Raw genomic sequence first — 22,153 nt, 5'->3', positions numbered from 1 at the left:
CCTTAGCTCTGCTAACGAGAGCAGTGGGAGGCATCAGGGTGAGCACGTCCGCGGAACCGGCGACAGGACAGCTCTCCAACCGCCTTCCCCGCGAGGTGTGGGTGCTGGTCGCGGCGAGCTTCGTGATCGCGATCGGGTTCGGCATCGTCGCGCCCGCCCTGCCCGGCTTCGCGGCCAGCTTCGACGTCGGCGTCACCGCCTCCTCGATCGTGATCAGCGCCTTCGCCTTCACCCGGCTGGCGTTCGCCCCGGTCAGCGGCAAGCTGGTGACCTTCTTCGGCGAACGCCCCGTCTACGTGTGGGGGCTGATCATCGTCGCCGTCTCCACCGGCGCGTGCGCGTTCGCCGGGGACTACTGGCAGCTGCTGATCCTGCGCGGGCTGGGCGGCACCGGTTCCACGATGTTCACCGTCTCCGCCGTCGCCCTGCTGATCCGGCTCAGCCCGCCGCACCTGCGCGGCCGGGCGTCCGGCGTGTGGTCGACCGGCTTCCTGCTCGGCAACATCACCGGGCCGATCGTGGGCGGCGGCCTGGTCGGCATCTCGATCAAGCTGCCGTTCCTCACCTACGCGGTCGCGCTGCTGGTCGCGGCCTTCGTCGCCTGGTTCTTCCTGCGCAAGTCCACCCTGGCCGCCGCCAACCGCGACGACTCGCGGCCGCTGTTCACCATGCGCGAGGCGGTCCGCCACCGCGCCTACCGCGCGGCCCTGGCCTCGAACTTCGCCACCGGGTGGACCATGTTCGGCGTGCGGATGGCGCTGATCCCGCTGTTCGTCACCCAGGCGCTGCGGGAGAACGAGGCGTGGGCGGGCATCTCGCTGTCGGTCTTCGCCGGCAGCAACGCGCTGGTCCTGCTCTTCTCCGGCAAGCTCGCCGACACCAGGGGCCGCAGGCCGCTCGCGATCGGCGGTCTGGGCATCACGGGCGTCGCGATGATCTGGCTCGGCTTCACCGACTCCGTTCCGGCCTTCCTGGCTGCGTCCCTGGTCGCGGGCGTCGGAGCCGGTCTGCTCACCCCCGCCCAGAGCGCCGCGGTCGCCGATGTCGTCGGCAACGAGAAGCGGGGCGGCCCAGTCCTCGCCGGTTTCCAGATGGCGGCCGACGTCGGCACCATCCTCGGCCCCCTGCTCGCGGGCGTGATGGCGGAGAACCTGTCCTTCGAGACGGCATTCGCGGTCACCGGCTTCACGATGCTGCTCGCGCTGGTGCCGTGGCTGCTCTCCCCGGAGACGCTGCCGAAGCGGGCGAACGAGCACACCGCCGCGGTCGTCGCGGCGGAGAGCGGCTGCCTCGACGAGGGCCCCGAGCTGCCGACTGGCGAGCGCGTCGCTGGCAAGCCCCAGCAGCCGCAGCCCTAACTGACCCCGACCCCGATGAGCATGCCGACCACGTAGGTCGCTCCGGCCGCCACAGCGCCGAACAGCAGCTGGCGCGTGCCGCCGTACCACCAGGACCGCGTGGTGAAGCGGGAGACGACGGCGCCCGCGGCGAACAACCCGACGCCGCCGACGAGCAGCCCGAGCAGCAGCGAGTCCGCGCCGAGCAGGAAAGGGATCAGCGGGAACAGGGCGCCGACCGCGAAGCACAGGAACGAGGAGACCCCGGCCACCACCGGTGACGGCTGCTCCTGCGGGTCGACGCCCAGTTCCTGGGTGATGTGCACTCGAACGGCGAGTTCCGGATTGGCGTGCACCTCGGCCGCCGCCCGCTCGGCGGTCTCCCGGCTGAGGCCCATCTCCACGTACATGTCCACCAGTTCCGCCTGCTCGGCGTGCGGGTTGGTGCGCAGTTCGCGGCGTTCCGTCGCCACCTCGGCGCTGATCGCGTTGTTCTGCGTCTCCACCGAGGCGTACTCGCCCAGCGCCATCGAGAACGCGCCCGCCACCAGCCCGGCCATCCCCGAGAGCACGATCACCGTGCTGTCCGCTCCGCCGCCGCCGACCCCGGCGACCAGCGCGATGTTGGTCACCAGGCCGTCCATCGCCCCGAACACCGCGGGCCTGATCCAGCCCCCGGACACGTCCATGTGCGTGTGGCCGATCTCGTCCATGACCAGACGGTAAGTCGTTTCGCGTGTTTGAGGACAGCCTTGCGAAGGTGTGCCTGGCCTGCTCTGATCCCGGCCGCAGTACCCTCGCCACACGGTGGTGTCACCCCGTGCCGTGTTTCCTGTCCGGCGAGCGGGTGCGCTCAGCAGAGTCCGGCCTGGGCCGGAGAAGGAATGGGGAGGAAGCCGACGTGGGCGGAGCCCAGCGGAACGCGCGCAACAAGAAGAAGCAGGCAGCCAGTGCGGTCGCGGCGGCGCGCGGAACGAGCAGTGACCGGACCAAGGTCATCATCGGCGTGGTCTTCGTCGTGCTGCTCGCGGTCGGTGTGATCGGCGGTGTGCTGCTGACGAACCAGGCCGCGGGGGCCATCCCCGTGGTCGCGGCCAAGTCGGACTACCCGGTGCAGCGCCAGGAAGGCACCGTGATCGCGGGCAAGGACAGCGCCAAGGCCACGATCGACGTGTACGCCGACTTCCTCTGCCCGGCGTGCGGCCAGTTCGAGAAGCTCTACGGCGAGCAGATCAACGAGAAGATCAGCGCGGGCGAGCTCAAGGTCCGCTACCACGTGCTGCCGTTCCTGAACTCGATGTCGCAGCCGGAGGGCTACTCCGCCGACGCCGCCAACGCGGCGCTCTGCTCGGCCGACAGCGGCAAGTTCCCCACCTACTTCGCCAGCCTGTTCGGCAAGCAGCCCGCCGAGGGCGGCAAGGGCTACGACGACAACCGCCTCATCGAGCTGGGCAACGCCGTCGGCACCAACCCCGACTTCGAGCAGTGCGTGCGCACCAAGCGCCACCTCGCCCTCGGCGAGGCCGAGCTGAAGGCGTTCACCGGCAACCAGGCGCTCGTCGGCTCCCGTGGCACCCACGGCACCCCGACCGTCGCGCACAACGGCAAGCGGATCGAGATCACCGAGGGCACCTGGCTGAACCAGGTCCTCGGCTCCTGATCCCAGCATCAACGCAGGTCAACGGCCTGCGGGAGGATCTTGGACCCCCCGATTTCGTGGTTCGGGGACCCGTCATATATGGTATGCGAGCACGCGAACGAGAGATCGAAAGCGGGCGAAAGATCCTCCTCACGGGGCTGTAGCGCAGTTGGTAGCGCACCACACTGGCAGTGTGGGGGTCAGGGGTTCGAATCCCCTCAGCTCCACTTTGGAGAAAGAACCCGTCTGATACAGCGAATTTGCTGGTCAGGCGGGTTTCTTTGTGTCTGCGTGTTGATCACTCTTTGATCGTGTTGTGGTGACCCTGTTTGCGTTCCTGGAGCGGCCTGCTCCAGGAAGATCGTGGCTCAAGCGTGTTGTTTGGGTGGTTGTGGCTGTCGGTGTGAGGGTCAGCGTGTTTGTTATGCCGCAACAGGACCGGAGGAGCGTCGTGGCGCGGGCTCCGGTGGGGTGGGGTGTGCGGTCACGTTGAGGGTGGCGGTGTGCCAGCGGCGTTGGAGGTCATTGAGGAGTCGGAGTTCGACTTCGGATGCGACGTGTGAGTAGACCTCGGTGACGCGGTTGGTGAGATGATGGCCGAGGCGTCGCGCTTGTGCGATTTCGGGCGCACCTCCGGCGATGAGCTAGGTTTTATGGCTGTGCCGTAGTCCGTGGAAGGTCAGTCCCGGTCTGACAGGGACGGTCCTGACACGTGCTCGCGGCTCGTTCTCATTGCCGTTAACGGCGGGTTTGAGTACGCGGCGGATGAAGGTGCTGCGCCATAGCCAGTTTCCGCTTTCGGTGGTGAAGACGAATTCGTTGTCGTGTCGTTCGAAGTGCCTGCGCAGCAAGGTGATGAGGAACGCAGGCAGGGTGATCACTCGTGCTGAGGATGCGGTCTTGGGGGAGCCGAGCCACCGGGTGTGGGAACTTTCGTGCAGGGCACCGGTGCGGGGATCGATGGTGATCGTGCCGCGGTGGAGGTCGACGTTGTCGCGGTGCAGGCCGGTGAGTTCGCCCCAGCGGCAGCCGGTCCACGCGGCGGTGATGATCAGTAGACCCGCGGTCTCGCCGCCGAGTGCGGCGGCTTGGTCGGCGATGCGCAGGACCTCGGTGGGGGTGGCCCAGACCTTCTCGGCTGGGACGCGGTGGCTGCGTCGACCGCGGCGTCGTCGGCGGTGGATGGGGTTGGCCGGGATGAGGCCTTCGTCGGTGGCGTCGGTGAGGATCATCGAGAGCAGCTTGATGATGCTGGCGATCGTGGTGTTGGCGTAGCCGAGTTGTCGGAGATCGATGATCCACTTGTTGATGCCGAGCGTGGTGATAGCGCTCAGTGGGGTGGTGCCCCAGCGCAGGAGGATGTGGCAGCGCAGGCGGCTGCGGTAGTTGTCGATCGTGCGTGGGTCGAGGTCGAGCGCGGTGAACCAGGCGGCGACCCACTCGGCGAGCGTGACCGTGCTCTGTGGTGCGTCAGGTTGGCTGGGGTGAGCTTTGTTGTTGATGCGCGCGGCGCAGGTGTCAGCGACGAGTTTGGTGGTGAAGCCGGAGATCGAGGCGGTGTGCCCGTCCCCGGTGCGGTAGCGGACGCGCCAGGACTGAATGCCGATCTGTTCTGTCCATGCCATCGGCCTCCGAGGTGCGACGGAGCGGTGATGCTCCCGTTGTGCTCCTCCGGCTTCGTGAACGCAAGCCGACCCCGAAGAACGCTCCTACCCGGTATCGCCATCTGCACGAGCCCGCGAGCCACTGCCGCTGGCTTGCTATAGGTGCGCTGCGGTTGGACGCGCCTGGCGGCTCCCCAACCTGCTCCCGCGTTCTGCACCCATCGGTGCTGCGCGTCGTCATTCGTCCTCGACGTTCCTTGAACATGTGGTGATCGGTTCCGTGTCACCTGGTTGCAGTAATGGTGGTTCCTTATCGACCACAAACTTCTGCGGCCGCGTCGACCTTCCTAGCCTTCTGCCTCGGGTCCATACGGAAGAGGGGGTCATGGGGGCATCTCATTCTGTGCGCGCCTCGCGTCCTGTCGCCGTCGCCGTGGTTGGTCTGGGTAACGCCGGTCGGCAGCACCTGACCGCCATCTCGGCGACGCCGTTGGCCGAGGCGGTCTGCGTCGTCGAAACTGATCTGGCTGCCGCGAGCCGGAGTGCGCTGCCGGTACGTGACTTCGATGACGTGCTCGCCGATGGCGACGTCGAGGTCGTCGCGATCTGCCTGCCGCCAGGGGGCCGTGCCGGGCTCGTCACCGCCGCGTTGGCGGCGGGCAAGCACGTGCTTGTCGAGAAGCCGCCGGCCGTGGACATCGACGAGTTCGACGCTCTCGTGGCCGAAGCGGAGAAGACGGACCGCTTGGCCGCCGTCATGTTCCAACACCGCCTTGCCCTGCCGGATTTCCTGGACGAGCTCGTTACCTCTGATCGGCTCGCGGGAGCGACCGCGACGCTGACGGTTTCCCGGTACCGCGACCGTGCTCACTACGACGGTGGCGGCTGGCGATCGAATCGCGAGATCGCGCTCGGGGGTGTCACCGCGCATCTCGGCGTCCACTACCTCGATCTGGCATGCCAGTTGCTCGGAGTCCCTCGAACGGTGACCCCATTGTCCTATGTGGACCAAGGTGGGGTCGACACGCGGCTGACCGGCCGGGTGGAGTTCGAGTCGGGGGCGGACCTCGCTGTGTCGGTCACCTGCCATGCCCAGCACAGGTTCGAACAGCTGATCGCATTGGGAGAGAAGGACTGGATCGAACTCCGTGACGGCAGATGCAGCGGGGAGATTGCCGGCCGGCAGGTCGACGTGCGGACCACGTCGGCGGTGGACCTGCGCGTCGCGGTGTACCGGCGGCTGGCCGTCGCCGTGCGCGGACGAGGCGGGTTCGGGCGGATCGCGCTGCACCGCAGCCGTGGAGTCACCCATGTGCTTGACGGGTTGCTCGGAGCGCCTGCTGACCGACGTCTTTCGAGGACTGGGTGATGTCCACGTCGTCCATAGGTACCGGACTGAGTTCCGCCAGTCTGCCCCGTGCCAGCGCATCTCAGTTGGCGCGAGCCGTCCTGCGAGGTGGCGGCGGAGGCGTTGACCTCCGCATCGGTAAGGGGCACGCGTGGGAGTGCGACGGCGTCGCGGCTGGCCTCGCCGAGTTCAGGGCGGCTGGGCTCGATGTCTTCTTCACCGGCGTCGGCTGGCGTCTTGGTGAGCCCGAAGCCGTTCAGATCGTCGAGGGTGTTCCACCGAAGGACTACCCGGTCAAGGTTTTCTGCGTGCCGGAACCGGATGCGGGGCTGGTTTCGGCGCAACTCGCTGAGGCGGCGGAAGCCGGGCTGGAGTTGTGGATCGAGACGCATCGAGGCGGAGCGGACATCCTGACCCTCGCTGGGGTGGCGGCCAGGTTCGGCGTCGGCGTTGTGGTTGACCTGCTGGGGCTTCTGGAATCGGGCGACCACATCCGTCCCGCCCTGACCGAGCTCGCTCCTCACGTACGTGCGGTGCAGGCGAAGGGAGTGCGGAAGACCTCCTGCGGATATCGGCATCGCCCGCTCGTGGACGCCGATCTGGACGTGGTCGAGGTGCTGCTGTCGGCGGGTGCGCCCGTGCGCGCGATCACCATCGAGACCCGCGCCGGTACGGAGACGGCGGACCTGGCGGTTGTGACGAAGCGACTCGGAGGAACCCACCGGTGAAGCTGGCCGTGATCGGTGATGAGGTGGCCCAAGACGTGCGGGTCGTCGCGGAGACGGCCGCGCAGCTGGGGCTCGCTGGCGTCGAGGTGAGATCGTTCGGGAACACTCCGCCCGACCAGATGTCGGGGTCGCAGCTGCGGGAGCTTCGTGCGGTTCTCGACCAGAACAACCTGACGGTCGCTGGCTACGCGCCGCCCGCCTTCAAGCACCGCGTGCCCGTGACCGACGAGGAGTTCGCCACGGTGCGTGAGGGCCTGCTCCGGTACTGCGAACACGGTGCGGTGTTGAACGCGCCGCACATGCGCGTGTTCAGCTTCTACCGGGATGCTGAGCCCGCGCCCAGGACCGCGGCCCGAACGGTCTCGAGACTGCTGGAGAACCTGTCGTTGCCACTTCCCCTGGTCGTGGAGACCGGTACCCGTACCAACACTCCGACCGTGCGCCACGCCCTCGACTTCCTCGACGAGCTCGGTCGCGACGACATCGGCCTGTTGTGGGATCCCGGGAACAGCGTCTTCAGCGGCTGGGACGCGAAGCCCTTCCCTTCGGACTACCAGCTGGGTGGTGACCTGATCCGACACGTCCACGTCAAAGACCCTGACGGGACATCGGGTTACGTCCGGCTGGGCGACGGCGACCTGCCCTGGATCGACATCCTGCTGCGCTTGGCGGAGGACGGGTACGACGGCTTTCTCAGCCTGGAGACGCATTGGCGACACAACAGATCGCTCACTGCCGCCGAGCGGGACTCGCCGTGGGGTGAGGACTTCTCACGCGGGGGGTACGCCGCGAGCGTCGAGTGCCTCCAACGCCTGCGGCGTTGGCTCTGCCAGGTGGATGGCCGTGGGGGGACGGGATGAGCGCCATCCGTGCCGAGGCCCCTCCGGTCGTTCTGCTCGGTGCTCAGCGATCGGGAACCACCGCGCTCGCTTCCGTGCTCGACGCGGCATTCGATTCCGTGGGCGGGGTTTTCACGATCAACGGCAAGTTGCCGTACTTCCTGCACCGCTGGTGTGGTGCGGCGGATCTGCGGAGCCGGCACCTGCGCGTCGATGAGATTCTTCATGCTCTGCACCGGAAGAAGCCGTACGGACGGCACAGCTCCGAGTGGCTGGCGCGTACCGAGCAGGTGTTGCGCACGACCGCAGCCGAGGTCGCCGACCAGCCCGTGACGGACCCAGTCGGCCTGCGCCGGGACATCGTGCGCCAATGCTATGCGGGCGCCTCGCGATTCGGTGACAAGTACAACGAGTACCTCCTTGAGCTCGACTCGCTGGCGGAGACCATTCCGGACGCGTTGTGGGTTCTGTTGATTCGACATCCGGCGGCGGTCGCGGACTCTATGACGCGCTGGCGGGGTGATCGTCCCTGGCGGCCGGCCGGGCGAGACCAGGCCCTGGCGAAGTGGGCCGCCTGGCACGAACCGTGGCTCGCCCACCCTCGTACCCATGACGGCGCACGATGCGTCGTCGTGGAGTACGGGCGGTTATGCGAGGGGGAGGATCTTCGCCGCCTTTCCGAAGCCATCGACCTCGACCTCGTGCCCTATTCGGACGAACTCGTCGAACGCAGGCCGAGAGGTGATCTCGCGATTCCGCCCGGAGCGCGTGCGCTGTGGGCGGATCTCCTCGACCGGAGAGCGACATGACCGTTGTTGATCGATTGGACCAGCTCGAGGCCGAGTCCATCCACATCATCAGGGAAGCCGTCGCTGCGGCGGAGAAGCCCGTGTTGCTGTTTTCCGGTGGCAAGGACTCGGCCGTACTGCTGCATCTCGTCGCCGCGGCGTTCGCCCCGGGGCCGCTGCCCATGCCCCTGCTGCACGTGGACACCGGGCACAACTTCCCTGAGGTGCTCGCCTATCGGGATGACATCGCGTGCCGGTTCGACGCGCGGCTGCTGGTCGCTTCCGTCGAGGACGCCTTGCGCGAAGGCGTGATCACCGCCGTTCCCGGCGAGGTCAGCAGGAACAGGTTGCAGATCCCCGTGCTGAAGGCGTTTCTCGGTCGTGGGGAGTACGACGTCGTGCTCGGCGGAGCGCGCCGAGACGAGGACAAGGCCAGGGCCAAGGAGAGGGTCTTCTCGGTGCGTGGCAGCGACCAGGCATGGCGTCCCGAACAGCAGCGTCCCGAGCTCTGGGACATCTACAACGCGACGCCCCCGCCCGACGGCAGCGTCCGGGTGTTCCCTCTGTCGAACTGGACGGAGCGGGACATCTGGAAGTACGTGCCGCGCCGCGCCATCGTTCTGCCTCCGCTGTACTACGCGCACGAGCGCGACATCGTCGTCCGCGACGGGGCATTGGTGCCGCTGTCGGACGTCATTCAACTTGGTCCTGGGGAGAAGCGTATCCGCGGTTGGGTGCGATTCCGGACGGTCGGGGACGTCACCTGCACGGCGGCGGTGGCTTCCGCCGCCCGTACGGCGGAGGAGGTGCTGGCAGAGCTGGCTGGGGCGACGGTCAGCGAACGCGCGGCGACCCGGCTGGACGACAGAGGCGTTGGTGGTACCGCGATGGAGGAGCGCAAACGTGCTGGTTACTTCTGACCGCCCTGTTCCGGTCGACGTGATGGACGAGCAAGCACTGCGGGTGGTCGCACTCGGCGAGGTGGACGACGGGAAGTCCACTCTCATCGGACGGTTGCTGCACGACGCCGGCGGTCTGACCGACGACCAGATGGCCGACCTACGGGGCTGGAACGGCGCGCTGTCCCTGGCGCGTGCGACCGACGGCCTGCGCGACGAGCGCCGACACGGCATCACGATCGACACTGCCTACCGTCACCTCACGTTGGCGGGAAGGGGAGTGCTGCTCGCGGACGCACCGGGCCACCGCAGGTTCACCGCCAACGCGTTGAGCGCCATGTCCACCGCCCATCTCGCGCTGGTCATGGTCGATGCCACCAGGGGAGTCACCGATCAGACTCGCAGGCACGTGCTGTTGGCCGTCTTCGCGGGCGTGCGGAGCATGGTCGTGTTGGTCAACAAAATCGACCTTGTCGACGACGTGGCTGCCGTGGTCGAGCGGGTCAGTGGCGAATTCGCCGACGTCGTGACCGATCCGAGGGTCGTGGTGCGCGTTGTCCCGGTGTCGGCGTTGCGCGGTGACAACATCGTGCACCGGTCCGCCCGGGTCGAAGCGTCGAACACACTTATGGAAGTGCTGTGTTCGGCCGAGGTACCAGTACTGGCGCGCGGGGCCATGTTCGCGGCCGTGCACACGTCGTCCGAGCAGCACGGCAGCGTGGGGTTGCGGATTTTGTCGGGCAGCGTCGCCGCTGGAGCGGAACTGTCCGTCATCGGCGTCGACGGCCGGGATCGCGGCGTGGTGGTGGTCCGCTCCCTTGAGGTGACGGGCACGTCGCTGACCGCCGCTGACGCGCCAAGGGCTGTGAGTGCGCTGTTCACCGCTGCCCGCGGCGGAGAAGCGGGACTGCGCAGAGGTGACTGGTTGGTCGGGCCGGAGTCGAGACCCACGCGGAGGACCTCGGTTCAGGCAACCGCCTGCTGGCTCGCCCCGGAAAGAACACTGCCCGTGGACGTGGTCGCCCTCCAACATGCGCGCCGGTTCCCCGTTCGCCTTCGCGCTGCGAGCGTGCTGGACGTTCGTACGGGCACGTGGTCGAAAGCCAGGAATATGTTGTGCCAGAACGACATTGCGCAAGTGGAGATCATCTCGGACCGTCCTCTGTGTCATATCACAGGAACCGGGGAGAGCAGTGATCGAATCGTTCTTACGGACGCCGAGACACATGACACCGTGGGCTGCGCTCTCGTCCGCACCGGGCGTTGGCTTCGAAACAGAAAGGGACGGTCGGCATGACCGAGCAACGTGAGGTCCTTCCCTACGAGACCGCGGAGGTGGCTACGGGGGTCGGCCTCGGTCTGCACCACGTGCAGCTGGCCATCCCTCCGGGGGCGGAAGACGAGTGCAGGCGGTTCTACGTCGACGTCCTCCGCATGTCCGAAGTGCGCAAGCCCCCGGTGCTCGCCGCCCGCGGCGGGCTGTGGGTGCGCGGTGACCGGCTGGAGATCCACCTCGGCGTCGAGGAGGACTTCCGCCCCGCGCGCAAGGCACATCCCGGGATCCTCGTCGCGGATCTCCAAGCCCTGGCGGACCGGCTTACCGAGCGGGGAGTCGAGGTCGCGTGGGACGAGAACTTCCCGGGGTTCCGGCGCTTCTACGCGTTCGACTGTGTCGGCAATCGGCTGGAGTTCATGACCCCGGCTGGGGAGTGAACCGGTGGCGGATGCCGGAATCCCGGCATCCGCCCACCCGAACGAGAGGAGCGTCGGTGCTGGAGATGCGCGATGTGGTGCTTGCCGTCGGAGCGGTCGGAGCCGAGCGCGTGCTGTTGCGTGGCGCTGATCTGCACGTCGAACGAGGGGAAACGGTGGTGGTGACGGGGCTGGATCCCCAGGCCCGTCACTGGATCGCCGCACTTCTCACGGGGCGGATCAGGCCCAGGTACGGCAGGTTCCGCTCGGGCGACGTACGGGTGTGGACCTCAGCAGCGCTCGCTGACTGTCCACCTGCGACGCTTGTCCTCGGTGTGGAGGACCGCGGTGGCGCTGGCGCGGCGACCCTTGTGCTGACCGAGTGGCGACCCGAGGAGCCGAATCCCTTCGGAGAGTGCCGTTTTCTCAAGCTCTCAGGTGGACAGATGGTCCCCGTGAGTCCACCTGAACAAGAGGTGTCGCGCCTGCCCGTGGGCGAACTACGCGCGCGTGTCGAGGAATCGCTCAGCGGAGCGGGCACGTCGAGCGCGGCGGCCGCTGTCGTCGCCCGAGTGCTGGTGGACGCTGACCGCCGAGGACACCATTCTCACGGTGTGGCCCTGCTGCCCACCTACCTTCGGCGGATCTCGGCCGGAGGTATTCGTGCGGATGCCCAACCGGAGTTCCGTGTTCTCGCACCCAGCCTGGCGTCGGTGGACGCCAAGGGCGGCCTCGGCCAGATTGCGGCCGACGTCGCGGCGGAATGGTGCGCCGCGACCGCGGCCGAGCGGGGAATCGCCGCTGTGGCAACGCATACCAACAACCACGTCGGCATGCTCGCCGCCTACCGATGGCCGTTCCAACGGCATCGCGTGATCGGTCTGCTGCTCAACATCTCCGGGCCGTCCGTCGCGGCACCCGGGGCGCGGCGCGCCACTCTCGGGAGCAACGCCCTGTGCCTGGTGACGCCGAACGATGCCGAGGAGGAGCCGTTCTGCGTCGACATGGCGACTGGCGTCGTCGCGGTCGGCAAGATCAGGCACGCAGCGAGCAGGTCGGTTCCCATCCCCGACGGCTGGCTGTTCGACCGGTCGGGCCGTCCCACCACCGATCCTCGCGAGCTCGACGCGGGCGGGGCGGTGCCATTGTTCGGGGGCTACAAGGGTCTCTGCACCACCCTCGTCGTCGAAGTGCTCGCGGGCGCGCTCGCGGGGGGACTGGTCAGCCCCGAGGTCGCGAAGCAGCGCCACCAACCGGGTGCGATCATGAGGTGCTCCCAGATGTTCATCGGGTTTTCCGTGGACCACTTCGCCGCAGCGGGCGGCAGCAGGGAACCGGCGGAGTTGGTCGAGGTGCTTCGCCGTGCGGTGCTCGACGGCCACGCGGTGGCACCTGAGCGACCGTGGTTCCCCGACCAGCTTGAGGAGGACAACGCGCGACGAGCCGACCGGCTCGGCGTCGACGTCCCCAGGCCGGTGCTCACCGAACTCGGCTGGGATGAGCGATGAATCGCCCCCTGCGGGACCCGGCGATCGGATCGGCTGCGGGCTGGCCCCTCGTTCTCTACTTCCATCACGTGCACCCCGCCGTCCAGCACTACACCGCCCTTGCTCCGGACGCCTTCCGTCGCGCGCTGGAGATTGTGCTGAGCGAGGTCGGGCCCGCGGTCGAACCGGGCCGGGTGGGGCCGTCTTTCGTGCCACCGGACGGTCCGAGCGTGCTGATCACCTTCGACGACGGGTACCGGGACAACCTGGTGACGGCGCGGTCGATCCTCGCCGAGTTCGACGTGCGGGTGCTGCTGTTCTGCGTCACCGGCGCGTTGAGCAGGGCCAGCGGGTACACCGAGGAGGAGCGTGCGTGGCTGTCACCCCGCCATGACTTCCTGACCTGGGCGGAGGCGGCGGAGTTGACCGCCGCCGGGCACGTGCTCTCCGGCCACACCCTCGGTCATCCGAGGCTGATCGAGCTCAGCGCGGACGAAGCCAGGAGGGAGGTTCTCGGTTCGCTCGCCGAGGTAGCCGCCAGCACGTCCCGGACGCCGACGACGTTCGCCTACCCCTACGGTCTCGTGCCGGACGAGGACGTCGTGCCGAAGGGGGTGCTCGGCTTCGGCACGGTCAAGTCCGCTCCGCTGCCGTGGACCGAGCGACCTCGGAACATCCGTCGCACCTATCTGCCCGCGGACGACTCGTCCGCGTGGCGGGAACTGGCCAAGGGATGGAGGCGGCAGTGGTACGCATCTCGGTGATCATTCCGACAAGGAACCGGGCGGCGGACCTGACTCGCTGCCTGGCCGGACTCGTCGAGTCCGTGGAACACCTCGCCGTCTGGCGACCTGACGCCCACCTGCACGAAGTGGTCATCGTCGACGACGCCTCCGACGCACCGCGCGAGATCGAGCGAGTGGCGCACCGCGCGACCGAGGACGGGCTTGCCGTCTCGATGCTGCGCAACGCCCGGCGGCGCGGTGCAGGAGCGAGCCGGGAGCGCGCCGCCGCCGAGGCGACGGGTGATGTGCTGGCCTTCCTCGACGACGACGCGGTTCCCCGTGGCGACTGGTTGTCCGTGGTGGGAGGGCTGGACCGGGAACGGCCCGCGGTCACCGGGCGGGTGTTCCCGTTCGATCGAGGGCTCGTCTCCGCCGCCAGGCAGGCCCGCTACGACGCGCGGTACGACGTCCTCGACGACGGAGCCCCCGTCGAGTTCTTCGCTGGGGGCAACAGTGCGGTGCTCACGGATTCCTTCACCGTGGTCGGTGGCTTCAGCAGAAGTGGTGTGGGCGGTGACAACAGCCTGGCGGAGGCGCTCGCCGAACACGGCACCCCGGTTCGGTTCGACTCGAACCTCGTGATCGTGCACCGCAACGGAAAAGGGTTTCGTCAGGCCGTACTGGACTCATGGGCGGCTGGGCTGCACCACCCCAAACCGATCTCGATGAGGGCCGCGGCGCGGATGAGCGCGTCCAGCGCCGTGGGCGCGAGACGAGGTGTTCGTGAGGTCAACCGGCTGCTGGGCATAGTGCACGCCGCCGCGCGGCTGGTGCCTCGGATAGCCGTTCGTGAAGGGGAATGACCGTGACGACGAGACATCGTGGCCGAACCATCTGGTTCACCGGGCTGCCGAGTTCCGGCAAGTCCACTTTGGCAGCGTCCTTCGCCACTGAGCTGCGACGCCCGGTCGAGGTGCTCGACGGTGACGTGCTGCGCACCTGTTTCTTCCCGGAGCTGGGTTTCTCCGAAACCGACCGCAAGGAGAACGTGCGCAGGGCCGGACGCCTGGCCTTGATGCTCGCTCGGCACGGGGTGACCGTCCTGGTACCGGTGATCGCGCCCTACCGCGCGTCGCGGCACTGGGTCCGGCAGTTGCATGCGGACGCTGGGGTCGGCTACGCGGAGGTGTGGGTGGACGCCTCTCCTGAGGTGTGCGCCAGCCGGGATGCCAAGGGGCTGTACCGCCGGGCGCGCCTGGGTGAGCTCAGCGGGCTCACCGGAGTCGATGCTCCGTACGAGACACCGGAGCGACCCGAGCTGAGGTTGCGCACCGACAGGTTGTCGATACGGGATTGTCTTGCGGCACTGCGAGTTCTGGACGTCGAGGAGCCCGGCCAATGACGACGACAGTGGCGGCGGGCCTCGATAACGCTCCCCTCAAGGGCACCGTGCGGTGCGCGGTCGGGGTGATCGGGCTCGGGTACGCGGGCCTGCCGCAGGCCGTGGCGTTCGCCGCGGCAGGGCACGTGGTGCTCGGAGTGGACACCGATTCCAGCGTCACCGCGACCGTGAGCGCTGGGCACAGCCCTGTGGAGACGGTGCGAGACGAGCAGATCGCCGAGGTGTCCGGTCTGCTCACTGTGTCGGAGTGCTCCGAAAGGTTGAGGGAGTGCTCAGCGGTGCTGGTGTGCGTGCCGACACCGCTGGACGACGATGGGCTGCCGGATCTGCGGGCACTCCGCGCGGCTGCGGGCAGCGTCGCGGCGAGACTCGTGCCCGGCCAGCTGATCGTGGTGGAGTCGACCGTCCACCCGGGAGCGACCGACGAGGTGGTCAAGCCCATCCTGGAGGCCACGGGGCTGGTCGCGGGTGTCGACTTCAACCTCGCCTTCGCCCCGGAGCGAGTGGACCCCGGCAACGCCGGTTTCCCTCCCTTTGCCATTCCCAAGGTGATCGGGGGGCTGACCTCGGTGTGCGCGCGGCGAACGGTGGAGCTGTACCGGGGCGTCGTCTCGGAGGTGCATGTCACGAGGGGACTGAGGGAAGCCGAGGCGGCCAAGATCCTCGAGAACACCTACCGGCAGGTGAACCTCGCCCTGGCGCACGAGTTCGCCGCCTACTGCGCGGTGAAGGGGATCGATGTGACGGCGGCCATCGACGCGGCCGCGACCAAGCCGTTCGGCTTCCACGCCTTCTACCCCGGTGCCGGGGTGGGTGGGCACTGCATTCCGGTGGACCCGATGTACCTGGCGACTTCTGCGAGGGAAGCCGGAGTGCCCGTGCGGTTGGTGGAGTTGGCGCAACGGATCAACGCGAAGCGGCCACGGCAGGTTGTCGACCAGTGCCGCCGAATGCTCGAAGCGGCCGGGGCGAGTCTGCGCGGGGCCCGGGTGCTGGTGCTGGGTCTGAGCTACAAGCCGGATGTCCCTGATCCCCGGAACACCCCGGCCGAGCCCATCGTGCGCCTGCTGACCGGAGCGGGCGCCGTGGTGTCCGTGCACGACCCGCGCTTGTCCGCGCTGATGGTCGGTGGAACGCCTCATTCCGTTGTCGGCGATGTCGGGATGGCGGTGCGTTCGGCCGATGCCGTCGTTCTCCTCCAACGGCACCGGGAATACACATCGGAACTGCTGCGAGGAGCGCGAATGTTGCACATCGCTGACTGTCGCGTGGTCGCCGAACCGGACCGTTAATTGCGGGAAAGGGTAAGAGCGCTTGCTGTCGTATGGGCTGTGCGGTATGGTGAAGTTATCTAGCCGGGGGGCTGGATACTGCGACATGGGGCTAGGTCGCGAGAGCTTGTTGGTGCCAAGGGGGGACCATGCAAGGCCATCTTGTGGTTGGCTCGACTGTTAGGCGCGCGCAGATATCCGTGCTTGAGCCGGGCGGAGTCGATTCGGCTCCGGCTCGGGTCCTGATCGCTGATTCCAAGGACGATGGCGAAAAATACACGGGTATTCTTCGCGACGTTCCCGGGTTGGTGGTCGGAGCAACCGTTTTTCAGGAGCGGAACCTGTTCGACGTTCTGGACCACCTGCGTCCCGACCTCGTCGTTCTCGGTGACGGACTCGAGAGCTCTTTCTCGTTGCAGACACTGCGCCGGTTGCGCGATCCGGGACGCCACCAGGCCGACATCATCCTCCTGCTGGCCAGGACAAACGCCTCCGACGTGCAGTTCGGGCTACGCCACGGGATCGTCTCCTGCGTGCTGAAGCCCCTGTCGCCGGCAGTTTTGCGGCACCGCGTCGGCTCTTGGCTCGAGATGCGGGCGCGCATGCGGGCACTGGGCCGCCGCGCGGTGAGCACGCAGCCCGAGATGGACCAGCTGCTGCTGGGTTCGCGTCTGGTCGTGGACATGGCATGCCTGCCCAAGGGGCTCGGCGCGCGATCTCTCGAGCTGGTCTCGGCGGTGCTCCGCGATGCCGTCCATGAAATGTCAGCGGATGAGGTCGCCGCGCGGTGTGGAATGTCTCGAGTCAGTGCGAGACGCTATCTCACGCATCTGGTGCGGGTTCGCCTCGCGGAATATCGCCCGCAATTTGGTGTTCCTGGGCGGCCGGTTCACTGGTATAGCTGGGTTTCCTGAATCCGGAAGTTCGCTTTCTGTTTTCCGTGTTCGCCGTGTCGCGATGAATGTGCGGTATTTTCTCAGGTTTCCTGGCCGGAAAAGCATGGCCGGCCAAGGTGTCTCGAATGAGGGAAAGGGGGTGTGAGAAATGGATCTGGAGATGGCGGAGGTTCACCCGGCCTGAACAAGGTGATGTTCTAGGGGTGTTGGGAGCGTTGCGCGCTCCCAACACCCCGCTGAGGGGATGAGGGAACCAGTGGGACCGAACGTTGCTGGCCAACGGCCGTTGTGGTGGCACAACGCCACCCTGCGCACCACCGCGGCCGTCGCTGGCGGTTGGGAGATGTACGAGCGCGTTCATCGCCGCACGGAACGGGACACCAGCCTGCTCGCCGCGGTTCGGACTGAGCGGTTGGCCGCCGTTCTCGACCTTGTCCACGAGCACAGCGGCCAACTGCGGCGCGGCGTGCTCTCGAACCGGTCTTCGCCGTGGCGGGCGCTGGCGCGGCTGCCGATCCTGACCAAACGGGATTTCGTCTCCCGGCAAGCAGAACTGCGCACCGGCCTGATCGCAGATGAGGACGTGCTGCGGGTGCACACGTCAGGCACGACGGGCGAGCCAGTAACCATTGAGCACGATGACGGGCACCTGGTGCACGGCGTCGCGGACACGCTGCGGATGTACGCCGCCTACGGTGTGCAACCCGGTCTGCGCCTGCTCAGGGTGACCTGCGATAAGCGCCATGGCTTGTGCCACTTCGGCTCGTCGCTGGTCAGCGGGTCATATCTGCGGATCAACGTCGCCAAGATCGACGACGGCAACGACGACTTCGTCAACCGGCTTGTGGCCGCGTTCGCGCCGCAGGTGCTCTGGGGCCAGCCGATGGAGCTGCTGGTGCTGGGAAGCAAGATTGCCGAGGGAAGACTCTCCTCGCTGCCCACTCCTGAGCTGGTGCTCAGCCATGGTGACACGGTTGACCACCAGACTCGTGCCGCACTGGCGGCCGTCCTCTGCGCGCCGGTCCGAGACCTGTTCGGGCTCCAGGAGTTCGGCCAGGTCGCCTGGGAGTGCCCGGAGGAGACGGGCACCTACCACCTCAACGAAGAGAAGGTTCACGTCGAGCGAGACGAGGACGGCCGTCTGCTGATGACCAGCCTCGTCAACAAGGCCACCATGATCGTCAGGTATCGCCCGGAGGACCAGGCGGAGCTGTTGGACGAGCCGTGTTCGTGCGGCAGGGCGCTGCGCAGGCTGCGGGGCATCCAGGGACGTCAGCGGGGCTTCGTTGCCGACCGGCTGGAAAACCTGGTCAACGTCAAACCGTTGCAGCTCTACCTGGAGTCACTCCCGCTGGCGCGCTGGCAGGTCCGCCAGCGTGTCGCCGGTCGGCTGGAGGTGCGGGTGGCGCCCTTGCCTGCGAGGGAGGCGGAGCGGGACACGGTGGACACGAGTCGGATCGCCGCGATGCTGAACCTCGATGAGGTCTCGGTCGAGTGGGTCGATATGGCCCAGCTCCTCACGACCAGCGGCAAGTCCGTTCAGTTTGATCTCCACGTCACCCAGCGCAGGCTGGCCGAGCACCTCCTGGAGCGCTCGTGACGGAGCATGACGACGTTCGTCGCCTTGGCGAACCCGTGTTGAGGAGCCAGTCCGTGCCGATCGCGCGGGCGCGGTTGTCAACCGACCGTCTTCAGGAACTGGCCGAAGATCTGGTCAGGGCCACGCGATCGCACGGGGCGTTCGGGGTCGCCGCACCACAACTCGGTGTGGCAGTACGCATGATCGCCCTTAATGGCGACCGCATGTGTCAAATCCGCAAGCTCTGTGGTGGCCGTGCCGAGGTCGTGGTGCACTGCGATCCTGAGGTCGTCGCGCTCTCGGATGAGGACTCGGAGGAGTTCGAGGGGTGCCTGAGCGTGCCGCGAATCGCGGGCGTCGTGCGCAGACGCGCGGACGTCCGCTATCGGGCGAGGACCCTTGATGGGGAACAACTCGACTGGCGACTGATCGGAAGGGCCGCGCGAGTGGTCAGCCACGAGCTCGACCACCTCGACGGAATACTGTTCCTCGACCGTGCCGAGCCGCGCAGCCTGTGCACTTTCGGTGCGGTGCAACGGTTGTACCAGAACGATGTGGCGGCCGCCCGCGCGTCCTTGGGGTTCACGCCGTGAAGGTGTGGCGCGGTGACAAGCAGGCACGGATCCTGATCTGCGCGGCCCTTGTCGACTCGACGGGCACGGGCATGTTTGCCTCGGGCGCGGTGCTGTTCTACTCCACCGTCGTCGGAGTGCCCCTCGCACTGGTCGGCGTCGGCATGGCGTTCTCCGCAGCGGTTGGCATGATCGCCGCGGTCCCGGTCGCCCGCCTCGCGGATCGTCTCGGTGTGGTGCGGATGTTGACACTGCTGAGCCTGTGGCATGCCGTGTGGTTCACCGCCATCGCGGTGCTCCGGGGAACCGTCGGGTTCTTCGTGGTCATGACGATGATCGGGCTCACGTCGAGAGCCACCCAACCCGTGAACCAGGCCGCGGCGGGACTGGTTCTCGGTGGGGACCGGCGCACGACGACCCTGGCCACCATCCGCTCGGTCCGCAACATCGGTATGGCCGCCGGGTCCGGTCTCGCCGGGTTGAGCCTCGCAGTCGCCGGTACCGACGGCTATCCGGTGTTGGTCCTCGGCAATGCCCTGTCCTTCGTGCTCAACGCGATTCTCCTGCGGCGACTGCGAGCCACCGAACAGGACTCCGCCCCGGTGAAGGCCCGGAGCCTGTCCGCGGTGGGGGACTGGCGGTACATGCTGCTGGGTGTGGCCAACGGCGTGCTCGCGTTGCACGTGTCGATGCTCTTCGTGGCTCTTCCGTTGTGGACCGCGAACCGCAACGGCATACCAGAGCAGTTCGCTCCGCTTCTGCTCACCGTCAACACAGTGCTGGTGGTCCTCCTCCAGGTGCCGCTGAGCAAACGCGTCGACGTGGTTGGTGCTGCGGGCAAAGCCATCGTCCGAGCCGGCGTGTCGCTCGCCGTCGCGTGCGCGTGCGCGGCAACGGCGGCACTGGTCGACGGGACGACGCCGACCGTGGTGCTGCTGCTGGCCGCGCTAGTAGCGCTGACCGTCGCGGAGGTGTTGCAGACATCCGCAGCCTGGGTGATTTCCCACGACCTCGCTCCTCAGGATCGCCGAGCGGAGTACATCGCGGCCTTCTCCCTCGGCATGGCGCTGCAACAGGTCATCGGCCCGCCCCTGTTCAGCTCCGTGGTCGTTCCGCTCGGCCCGGGCGGCTGGATGGCACTCGGCGCAGTGGTGCTCTCGGCGAGCATCGCCTACCAAGCCGGGGCAACGAGGCTGCTCCGTCGTCGGGAGATGTCATGGCCCACCGGGTGAACGAGCTGTTGGGTTCCGCGACTCGGGAGGCCGGCGGCGAGCGCGGCGTCGCCGTTGTCGGTGCCGGCGCCTCGGGGACGCTGACCGCCACCAGGCTGTTGGAGCTGGCCGACGCCTGTGACCTGCCGATCAGCGTCTGGCTGATCGATCCGGGCATGGAAACGGGAAGTGGCGTCGCGTACGCGACGGACCAGCGCTGTCACCTGCTCAACGTCACGGCGGGGAAGATGGGCGCGTCGCCGGAGGACCTCGGTGGTTTCGTCCGCTGGTTGAGCGAGCGCCAAGGCCGCGAAGTCGGTTCCGACGAGTTCGTTCCTCGATCGGCCTACGGCTCCTACCTCGCGGACGTGTTGTCTTCGGTGGCTGCCTCGACAGGCCGGCTGCTCAGGCTGCACGAAAGGGTCACGGCCGTGCGCTCCGACGGGACGGGGGCGGTGGAGCTCACATTCGCCTGGGGGACGAATCTTCGGGTGGATGCCGTTGTCCTCGCGCTCGGGACCTTCCCGCCGGCACAGGACTGGGCCCCCGCGGCATTGCGTGCGTCAGCCCGGTACATGGGAAACCCCTGGGCACCAGGTGCTGTCGCCGCTGTGCCGGACTCGGGCGACGTTCTTCTGGTCGGCACCGGCCTGACGATGATCGACATGGCGCTCAGCCTGGACCGGCCGGGGCGTGTGGTGCACGCGATCTCCCGCCGTGGGCTGGTGCCACGAGTCCATTCCCAGACCCGTGCACCCGTCGTACCGGCGCCGGAACTGCGGGCGGACGGTGGGCTCGTCGAGCTGCGTCGTGACGTTCTGCACTACCTGCGAGGCTGTGTGAGGGCAGTGGGGGACTGGCGGTCGGGTGTTGACGCGCTGCGCCCGTTGAGCACCGCGTTGTGGCAGAACCTCTCCCTCACGGACCGCACCCGTTTCCTCCGCGAGGACCAGCGGATGTGGGATGTGCACCGACATCGAATGCCTCCCGCGACCGCGGCGGCACTATCCGCGATGCGCCGGGCCGGTCGGCTGGAGATCCGTCGCGGTGAGGTGATCGACGCCGTGGACACCGGCACCGGCCTGGGAGTGGAACTCTCCAACCGCGAGCGGATGTTCGTCGGGGCAGTGATGAACTGCACCGGAAGCAGCTATGAGCTTCGAAAGACCGACGATCCATTGGTGCGTCAGCTCTTCGCCGATGGGCTGGTGGGCCCAGGGCCGGTCGATCTCGGCTTGGACACGGACGAAGACGGGAAGCTGATCCCCCGAGCGGGACGTTCCTCGGGACCACTGTGGACGCTCGGTGCGCTGCGGCACGGTCATCTGTGGGAGACGACAGCGATTCCTGAGATCCGTGTACAGGCCCGCGATGTTGCCGAATCGGTGCTGTCCGCGATTTTTCAGCAGTGTGGCTCGATGTGCAGTTGAACCCAGGGGGAAGTCATGTGGTTCAAAGCCGTTGCCGTGGGCTTGCTTGGTGCGCTTCTCGTTGTGAGCGGTGTTCCCGATGTCGCACGGGGCATGGCCGATGTCAGCCCGCATTGTCAGCAGGATTCCTACTGTCTCTTCTCCGGGAAGGAGTTCACCGGAGAGCGCGTGACGGTTTCACGGGGCTTCGGATGTCGTCGCGTGGCGGCCTTGGGAGTCATGACTGCTCGGTCGGCCGCGCGCGGGTACGGTGACGGCTACACCTTGGAGTTGTACTCCGATGAGGACTGCGCCGAGTCCACCGGAGTCGTGCACTACGAAGTCGTTGGCACGTCGGCCAAAGCGTTTCAGCTCACCCCGCTCCCTCGCGGGCGCGAATCGGGTACCCCACGCGGACGTGGTGGTGATCAGCGGGTCGCTCAGTTTGCGGCGCAGCCTGCCGATGGTCACGGCCGCAGTGTTGGTGAACGGGTTGGCGTGCTCGTCCCAGACCTGGTCGAGCAGTCGCTCGGTGCTGAGGTAAGCCGGGCTGGCCAGCAGGAGGGCTTTGAGGAGTGCGAACTTCTTGACCAAGAGGTCGAGCTGCCGGCCGTTGCGGGTGGCCGTGCGGTGAACGGGTCGAGTTCGATGCCCGTCATGTGCCGCGTCCGGGCGGGCGGTGGGGCGGCGGCGGGCCAGTGCCCGCACCCGCAGGACGAGTCGGGGA

At 67.6% G+C, this 22,153-nt stretch carries 22 protein-coding genes and 1 tRNA gene; 20 read left to right on the top strand and 3 right to left on the bottom strand.

The window, feature by feature from the left end; translation table 11 throughout:
• The first annotated feature begins 38 nt into the window (after window positions 1–38).
• On the top strand, window positions 39–1,358 hold the full coding sequence (locus NLX83_RS04305) for an MFS transporter (RefSeq protein ID WP_254233566.1): 1,320 nt from the start codon (window positions 39–41) through the stop codon (window positions 1,356–1,358).
• On the opposite strand, the gene NLX83_RS04300 is transcribed toward NLX83_RS04305, so the two are convergent.
• Window positions 1,355–2,050, bottom strand: a complete 696-nt coding sequence (locus NLX83_RS04300; protein ID WP_254233565.1) for a VIT1/CCC1 transporter family protein — start codon at window positions 2,048–2,050, stop codon at window positions 1,355–1,357. The genes NLX83_RS04305 and NLX83_RS04300 overlap by 4 nt on opposite strands.
• A gap of 188 nt (window positions 2,051–2,238) precedes the next feature.
• Here NLX83_RS04300 and NLX83_RS04295 point away from each other — a divergent pair, with 188 nt between their 5' ends.
• Both NLX83_RS04295 and NLX83_RS04290 read left to right on the top strand, forming a co-directional pair.
• A complete protein-coding gene (locus tag NLX83_RS04295; protein WP_254233564.1) occupies window positions 2,239–2,997 on the top strand; it encodes a DsbA family protein in 759 nt (252 codons plus the stop codon).
• 133 nt (window positions 2,998–3,130) lie between these two features.
• Window positions 3,131–3,203: transfer RNA gene (locus tag NLX83_RS04290), tRNA-Ala, on the top strand.
• A 417-nt stretch (window positions 3,204–3,620) separates the two neighbouring features.
• Here the strand turns inward: NLX83_RS04290 and NLX83_RS04285 are convergent.
• Window positions 3,621–4,601 carry a tyrosine-type recombinase/integrase gene (locus tag NLX83_RS04285; RefSeq protein WP_254233563.1) on the bottom strand — a complete coding sequence of 327 codons (981 nt, stop codon included), beginning with the start codon at window positions 4,599–4,601 and terminating at the stop codon, window positions 3,621–3,623.
• A 382-nt stretch (window positions 4,602–4,983) separates the two neighbouring features.
• On the opposite strand from NLX83_RS04285, the gene NLX83_RS04280 reads away from it, so the two are divergent.
• From NLX83_RS04280 to NLX83_RS04200, 17 genes are all read left to right on the top strand, one after another.
• Window positions 4,984–5,949 (top strand): Gfo/Idh/MocA family protein, encoded by a 966-nt coding sequence (locus NLX83_RS04280; protein ID WP_254233562.1) that lies wholly within the window; start codon window positions 4,984–4,986, stop codon window positions 5,947–5,949.
• A gap of 65 nt (window positions 5,950–6,014) precedes the next feature.
• Window positions 6,015–6,656, top strand: a complete 642-nt coding sequence (locus tag NLX83_RS04275) for a hypothetical protein (RefSeq protein ID WP_254233561.1) — start codon at window positions 6,015–6,017, stop codon at window positions 6,654–6,656.
• Window positions 6,653–7,516 (top strand): sugar phosphate isomerase/epimerase family protein, encoded by an 864-nt coding sequence (locus NLX83_RS04270; protein ID WP_254233560.1) that lies wholly within the window; start codon window positions 6,653–6,655, stop codon window positions 7,514–7,516. Before NLX83_RS04275 ends, NLX83_RS04270 begins: the two co-directional genes overlap by 4 nt.
• Entirely contained in the window at window positions 7,513–8,304 is a 792-nt protein-coding gene (locus NLX83_RS04265) for a sulfotransferase (RefSeq protein ID WP_254233559.1), read from the top strand. Before NLX83_RS04270 ends, NLX83_RS04265 begins: the two co-directional genes overlap by 4 nt.
• Window positions 8,301–9,203 carry a sulfate adenylyltransferase subunit CysD gene (cysD, locus tag NLX83_RS04260; RefSeq protein WP_254233558.1) on the top strand — a complete coding sequence of 301 codons (903 nt, stop codon included), beginning with the start codon at window positions 8,301–8,303 and terminating at the stop codon, window positions 9,201–9,203. The genes NLX83_RS04265 and cysD overlap by 4 nt, the downstream gene beginning before the upstream one ends.
• Before the next feature lie 43 nt (window positions 9,204–9,246).
• Entirely contained in the window at window positions 9,247–10,479 is a 1,233-nt protein-coding gene (locus tag NLX83_RS04255) for a GTP-binding protein (protein ID WP_254233557.1), read from the top strand.
• Window positions 10,476–10,895, top strand: coding sequence for a glyoxalase (locus NLX83_RS04250; protein ID WP_254233556.1), 420 nt, complete (start codon window positions 10,476–10,478; stop codon window positions 10,893–10,895). The genes NLX83_RS04255 and NLX83_RS04250 overlap by 4 nt, the downstream gene beginning before the upstream one ends.
• A gap of 65 nt (window positions 10,896–10,960) precedes the next feature.
• Complete coding sequence (locus tag NLX83_RS04245; protein ID WP_254236072.1) at window positions 10,961–12,382, top strand: Ldh family oxidoreductase; 1,422 nt, start codon at window positions 10,961–10,963, stop codon at window positions 12,380–12,382.
• On the top strand, window positions 12,379–13,125 hold the full coding sequence (locus tag NLX83_RS04240; protein ID WP_254233555.1) for a polysaccharide deacetylase family protein: 747 nt from the start codon (window positions 12,379–12,381) through the stop codon (window positions 13,123–13,125). The genes NLX83_RS04245 and NLX83_RS04240 overlap by 4 nt, the downstream gene beginning before the upstream one ends.
• Entirely contained in the window at window positions 13,107–13,949 is an 843-nt protein-coding gene (locus NLX83_RS04235) for a glycosyltransferase (RefSeq protein WP_254233554.1), read from the top strand. Before NLX83_RS04240 ends, NLX83_RS04235 begins: the two co-directional genes overlap by 19 nt.
• 2 nt (window positions 13,950–13,951) lie before the next feature.
• Window positions 13,952–14,488 carry an adenylyl-sulfate kinase gene (gene cysC, locus NLX83_RS04230; RefSeq protein ID WP_254233553.1) on the top strand — a complete coding sequence of 179 codons (537 nt, stop codon included), beginning with the start codon at window positions 13,952–13,954 and terminating at the stop codon, window positions 14,486–14,488.
• Window positions 14,485–15,780, top strand: coding sequence for a nucleotide sugar dehydrogenase (locus tag NLX83_RS04225; RefSeq protein WP_254233552.1), 1,296 nt, complete (start codon window positions 14,485–14,487; stop codon window positions 15,778–15,780). The genes cysC and NLX83_RS04225 overlap by 4 nt, the downstream gene beginning before the upstream one ends.
• Window positions 15,781–15,959: 179 nt before the next feature.
• A complete protein-coding gene (locus tag NLX83_RS41750; RefSeq protein WP_254233551.1) occupies window positions 15,960–16,673 on the top strand; it encodes a helix-turn-helix domain-containing protein in 714 nt (237 codons plus the stop codon).
• A gap of 238 nt (window positions 16,674–16,911) precedes the next feature.
• A complete protein-coding gene (locus NLX83_RS04215) occupies window positions 16,912–18,255 on the top strand; it encodes a phenylacetate--CoA ligase family protein (RefSeq protein WP_254233550.1) in 1,344 nt (447 codons plus the stop codon).
• A complete protein-coding gene (locus tag NLX83_RS04210) occupies window positions 18,252–18,827 on the top strand; it encodes a peptide deformylase (protein WP_308209268.1) in 576 nt (191 codons plus the stop codon). Before NLX83_RS04215 ends, NLX83_RS04210 begins: the two co-directional genes overlap by 4 nt.
• Complete coding sequence (locus NLX83_RS41745) at window positions 18,824–20,038, top strand: MFS transporter (protein ID WP_254233548.1); 1,215 nt, start codon at window positions 18,824–18,826, stop codon at window positions 20,036–20,038. Before NLX83_RS04210 ends, NLX83_RS41745 begins: the two co-directional genes overlap by 4 nt.
• A complete protein-coding gene (locus NLX83_RS04200) occupies window positions 20,023–21,447 on the top strand; it encodes an FAD/NAD(P)-binding protein (protein WP_254233547.1) in 1,425 nt (474 codons plus the stop codon). The genes NLX83_RS41745 and NLX83_RS04200 overlap by 16 nt, the downstream gene beginning before the upstream one ends.
• 177 nt (window positions 21,448–21,624) lie before the next feature.
• Here NLX83_RS04200 and NLX83_RS04195 read toward each other — a convergent pair whose 3' ends face one another.
• Window positions 21,625–22,134 carry a winged helix-turn-helix domain-containing protein gene (locus NLX83_RS04195; RefSeq protein ID WP_254233546.1) on the bottom strand — a complete coding sequence of 170 codons (510 nt, stop codon included), beginning with the start codon at window positions 22,132–22,134 and terminating at the stop codon, window positions 21,625–21,627.
• Window positions 22,135–22,153: the final 19 nt, after the last annotated feature.

Source organism: Allokutzneria sp. A3M-2-11 16 (genome assembly GCF_024213555.1).
Classification (GTDB): domain Bacteria; phylum Actinomycetota; class Actinomycetes; order Mycobacteriales; family Pseudonocardiaceae; genus Allokutzneria.
Note: the sequence above shows the minus strand (reverse complement) of the source record. Positions and strands in the feature narration are given on the sequence as shown.

Coding starts and splice junctions, on each gene's coding strand:
- NLX83_RS04285 (WP_254233563.1), bottom strand. CDS start 4,601: ATGGCATGGACAGAACAGATCGGCATTCAGTCCTGGCGCGTCCGCTAC.
- NLX83_RS04250 (WP_254233556.1), top strand. CDS start 10,476: ATGACCGAGCAACGTGAGGTCCTTCCCTACGAGACCGCGGAGGTGGCT.
- NLX83_RS04265 (WP_254233559.1), top strand. CDS start 7,513: ATGAGCGCCATCCGTGCCGAGGCCCCTCCGGTCGTTCTGCTCGGTGCT.
- NLX83_RS04245 (WP_254236072.1), top strand. CDS start 10,961: ATGCGCGATGTGGTGCTTGCCGTCGGAGCGGTCGGAGCCGAGCGCGTG.
- NLX83_RS04200 (WP_254233547.1), top strand. CDS start 20,023: ATGGCCCACCGGGTGAACGAGCTGTTGGGTTCCGCGACTCGGGAGGCC.
- cysD (WP_254233558.1), top strand. CDS start 8,301: ATGACCGTTGTTGATCGATTGGACCAGCTCGAGGCCGAGTCCATCCAC.
- NLX83_RS04225 (WP_254233552.1), top strand. CDS start 14,485: ATGACGACGACAGTGGCGGCGGGCCTCGATAACGCTCCCCTCAAGGGC.
- NLX83_RS04300 (WP_254233565.1), bottom strand. CDS start 2,050: ATGGACGAGATCGGCCACACGCACATGGACGTGTCCGGGGGCTGGATC.
- NLX83_RS04240 (WP_254233555.1), top strand. CDS start 12,379: ATGAATCGCCCCCTGCGGGACCCGGCGATCGGATCGGCTGCGGGCTGG.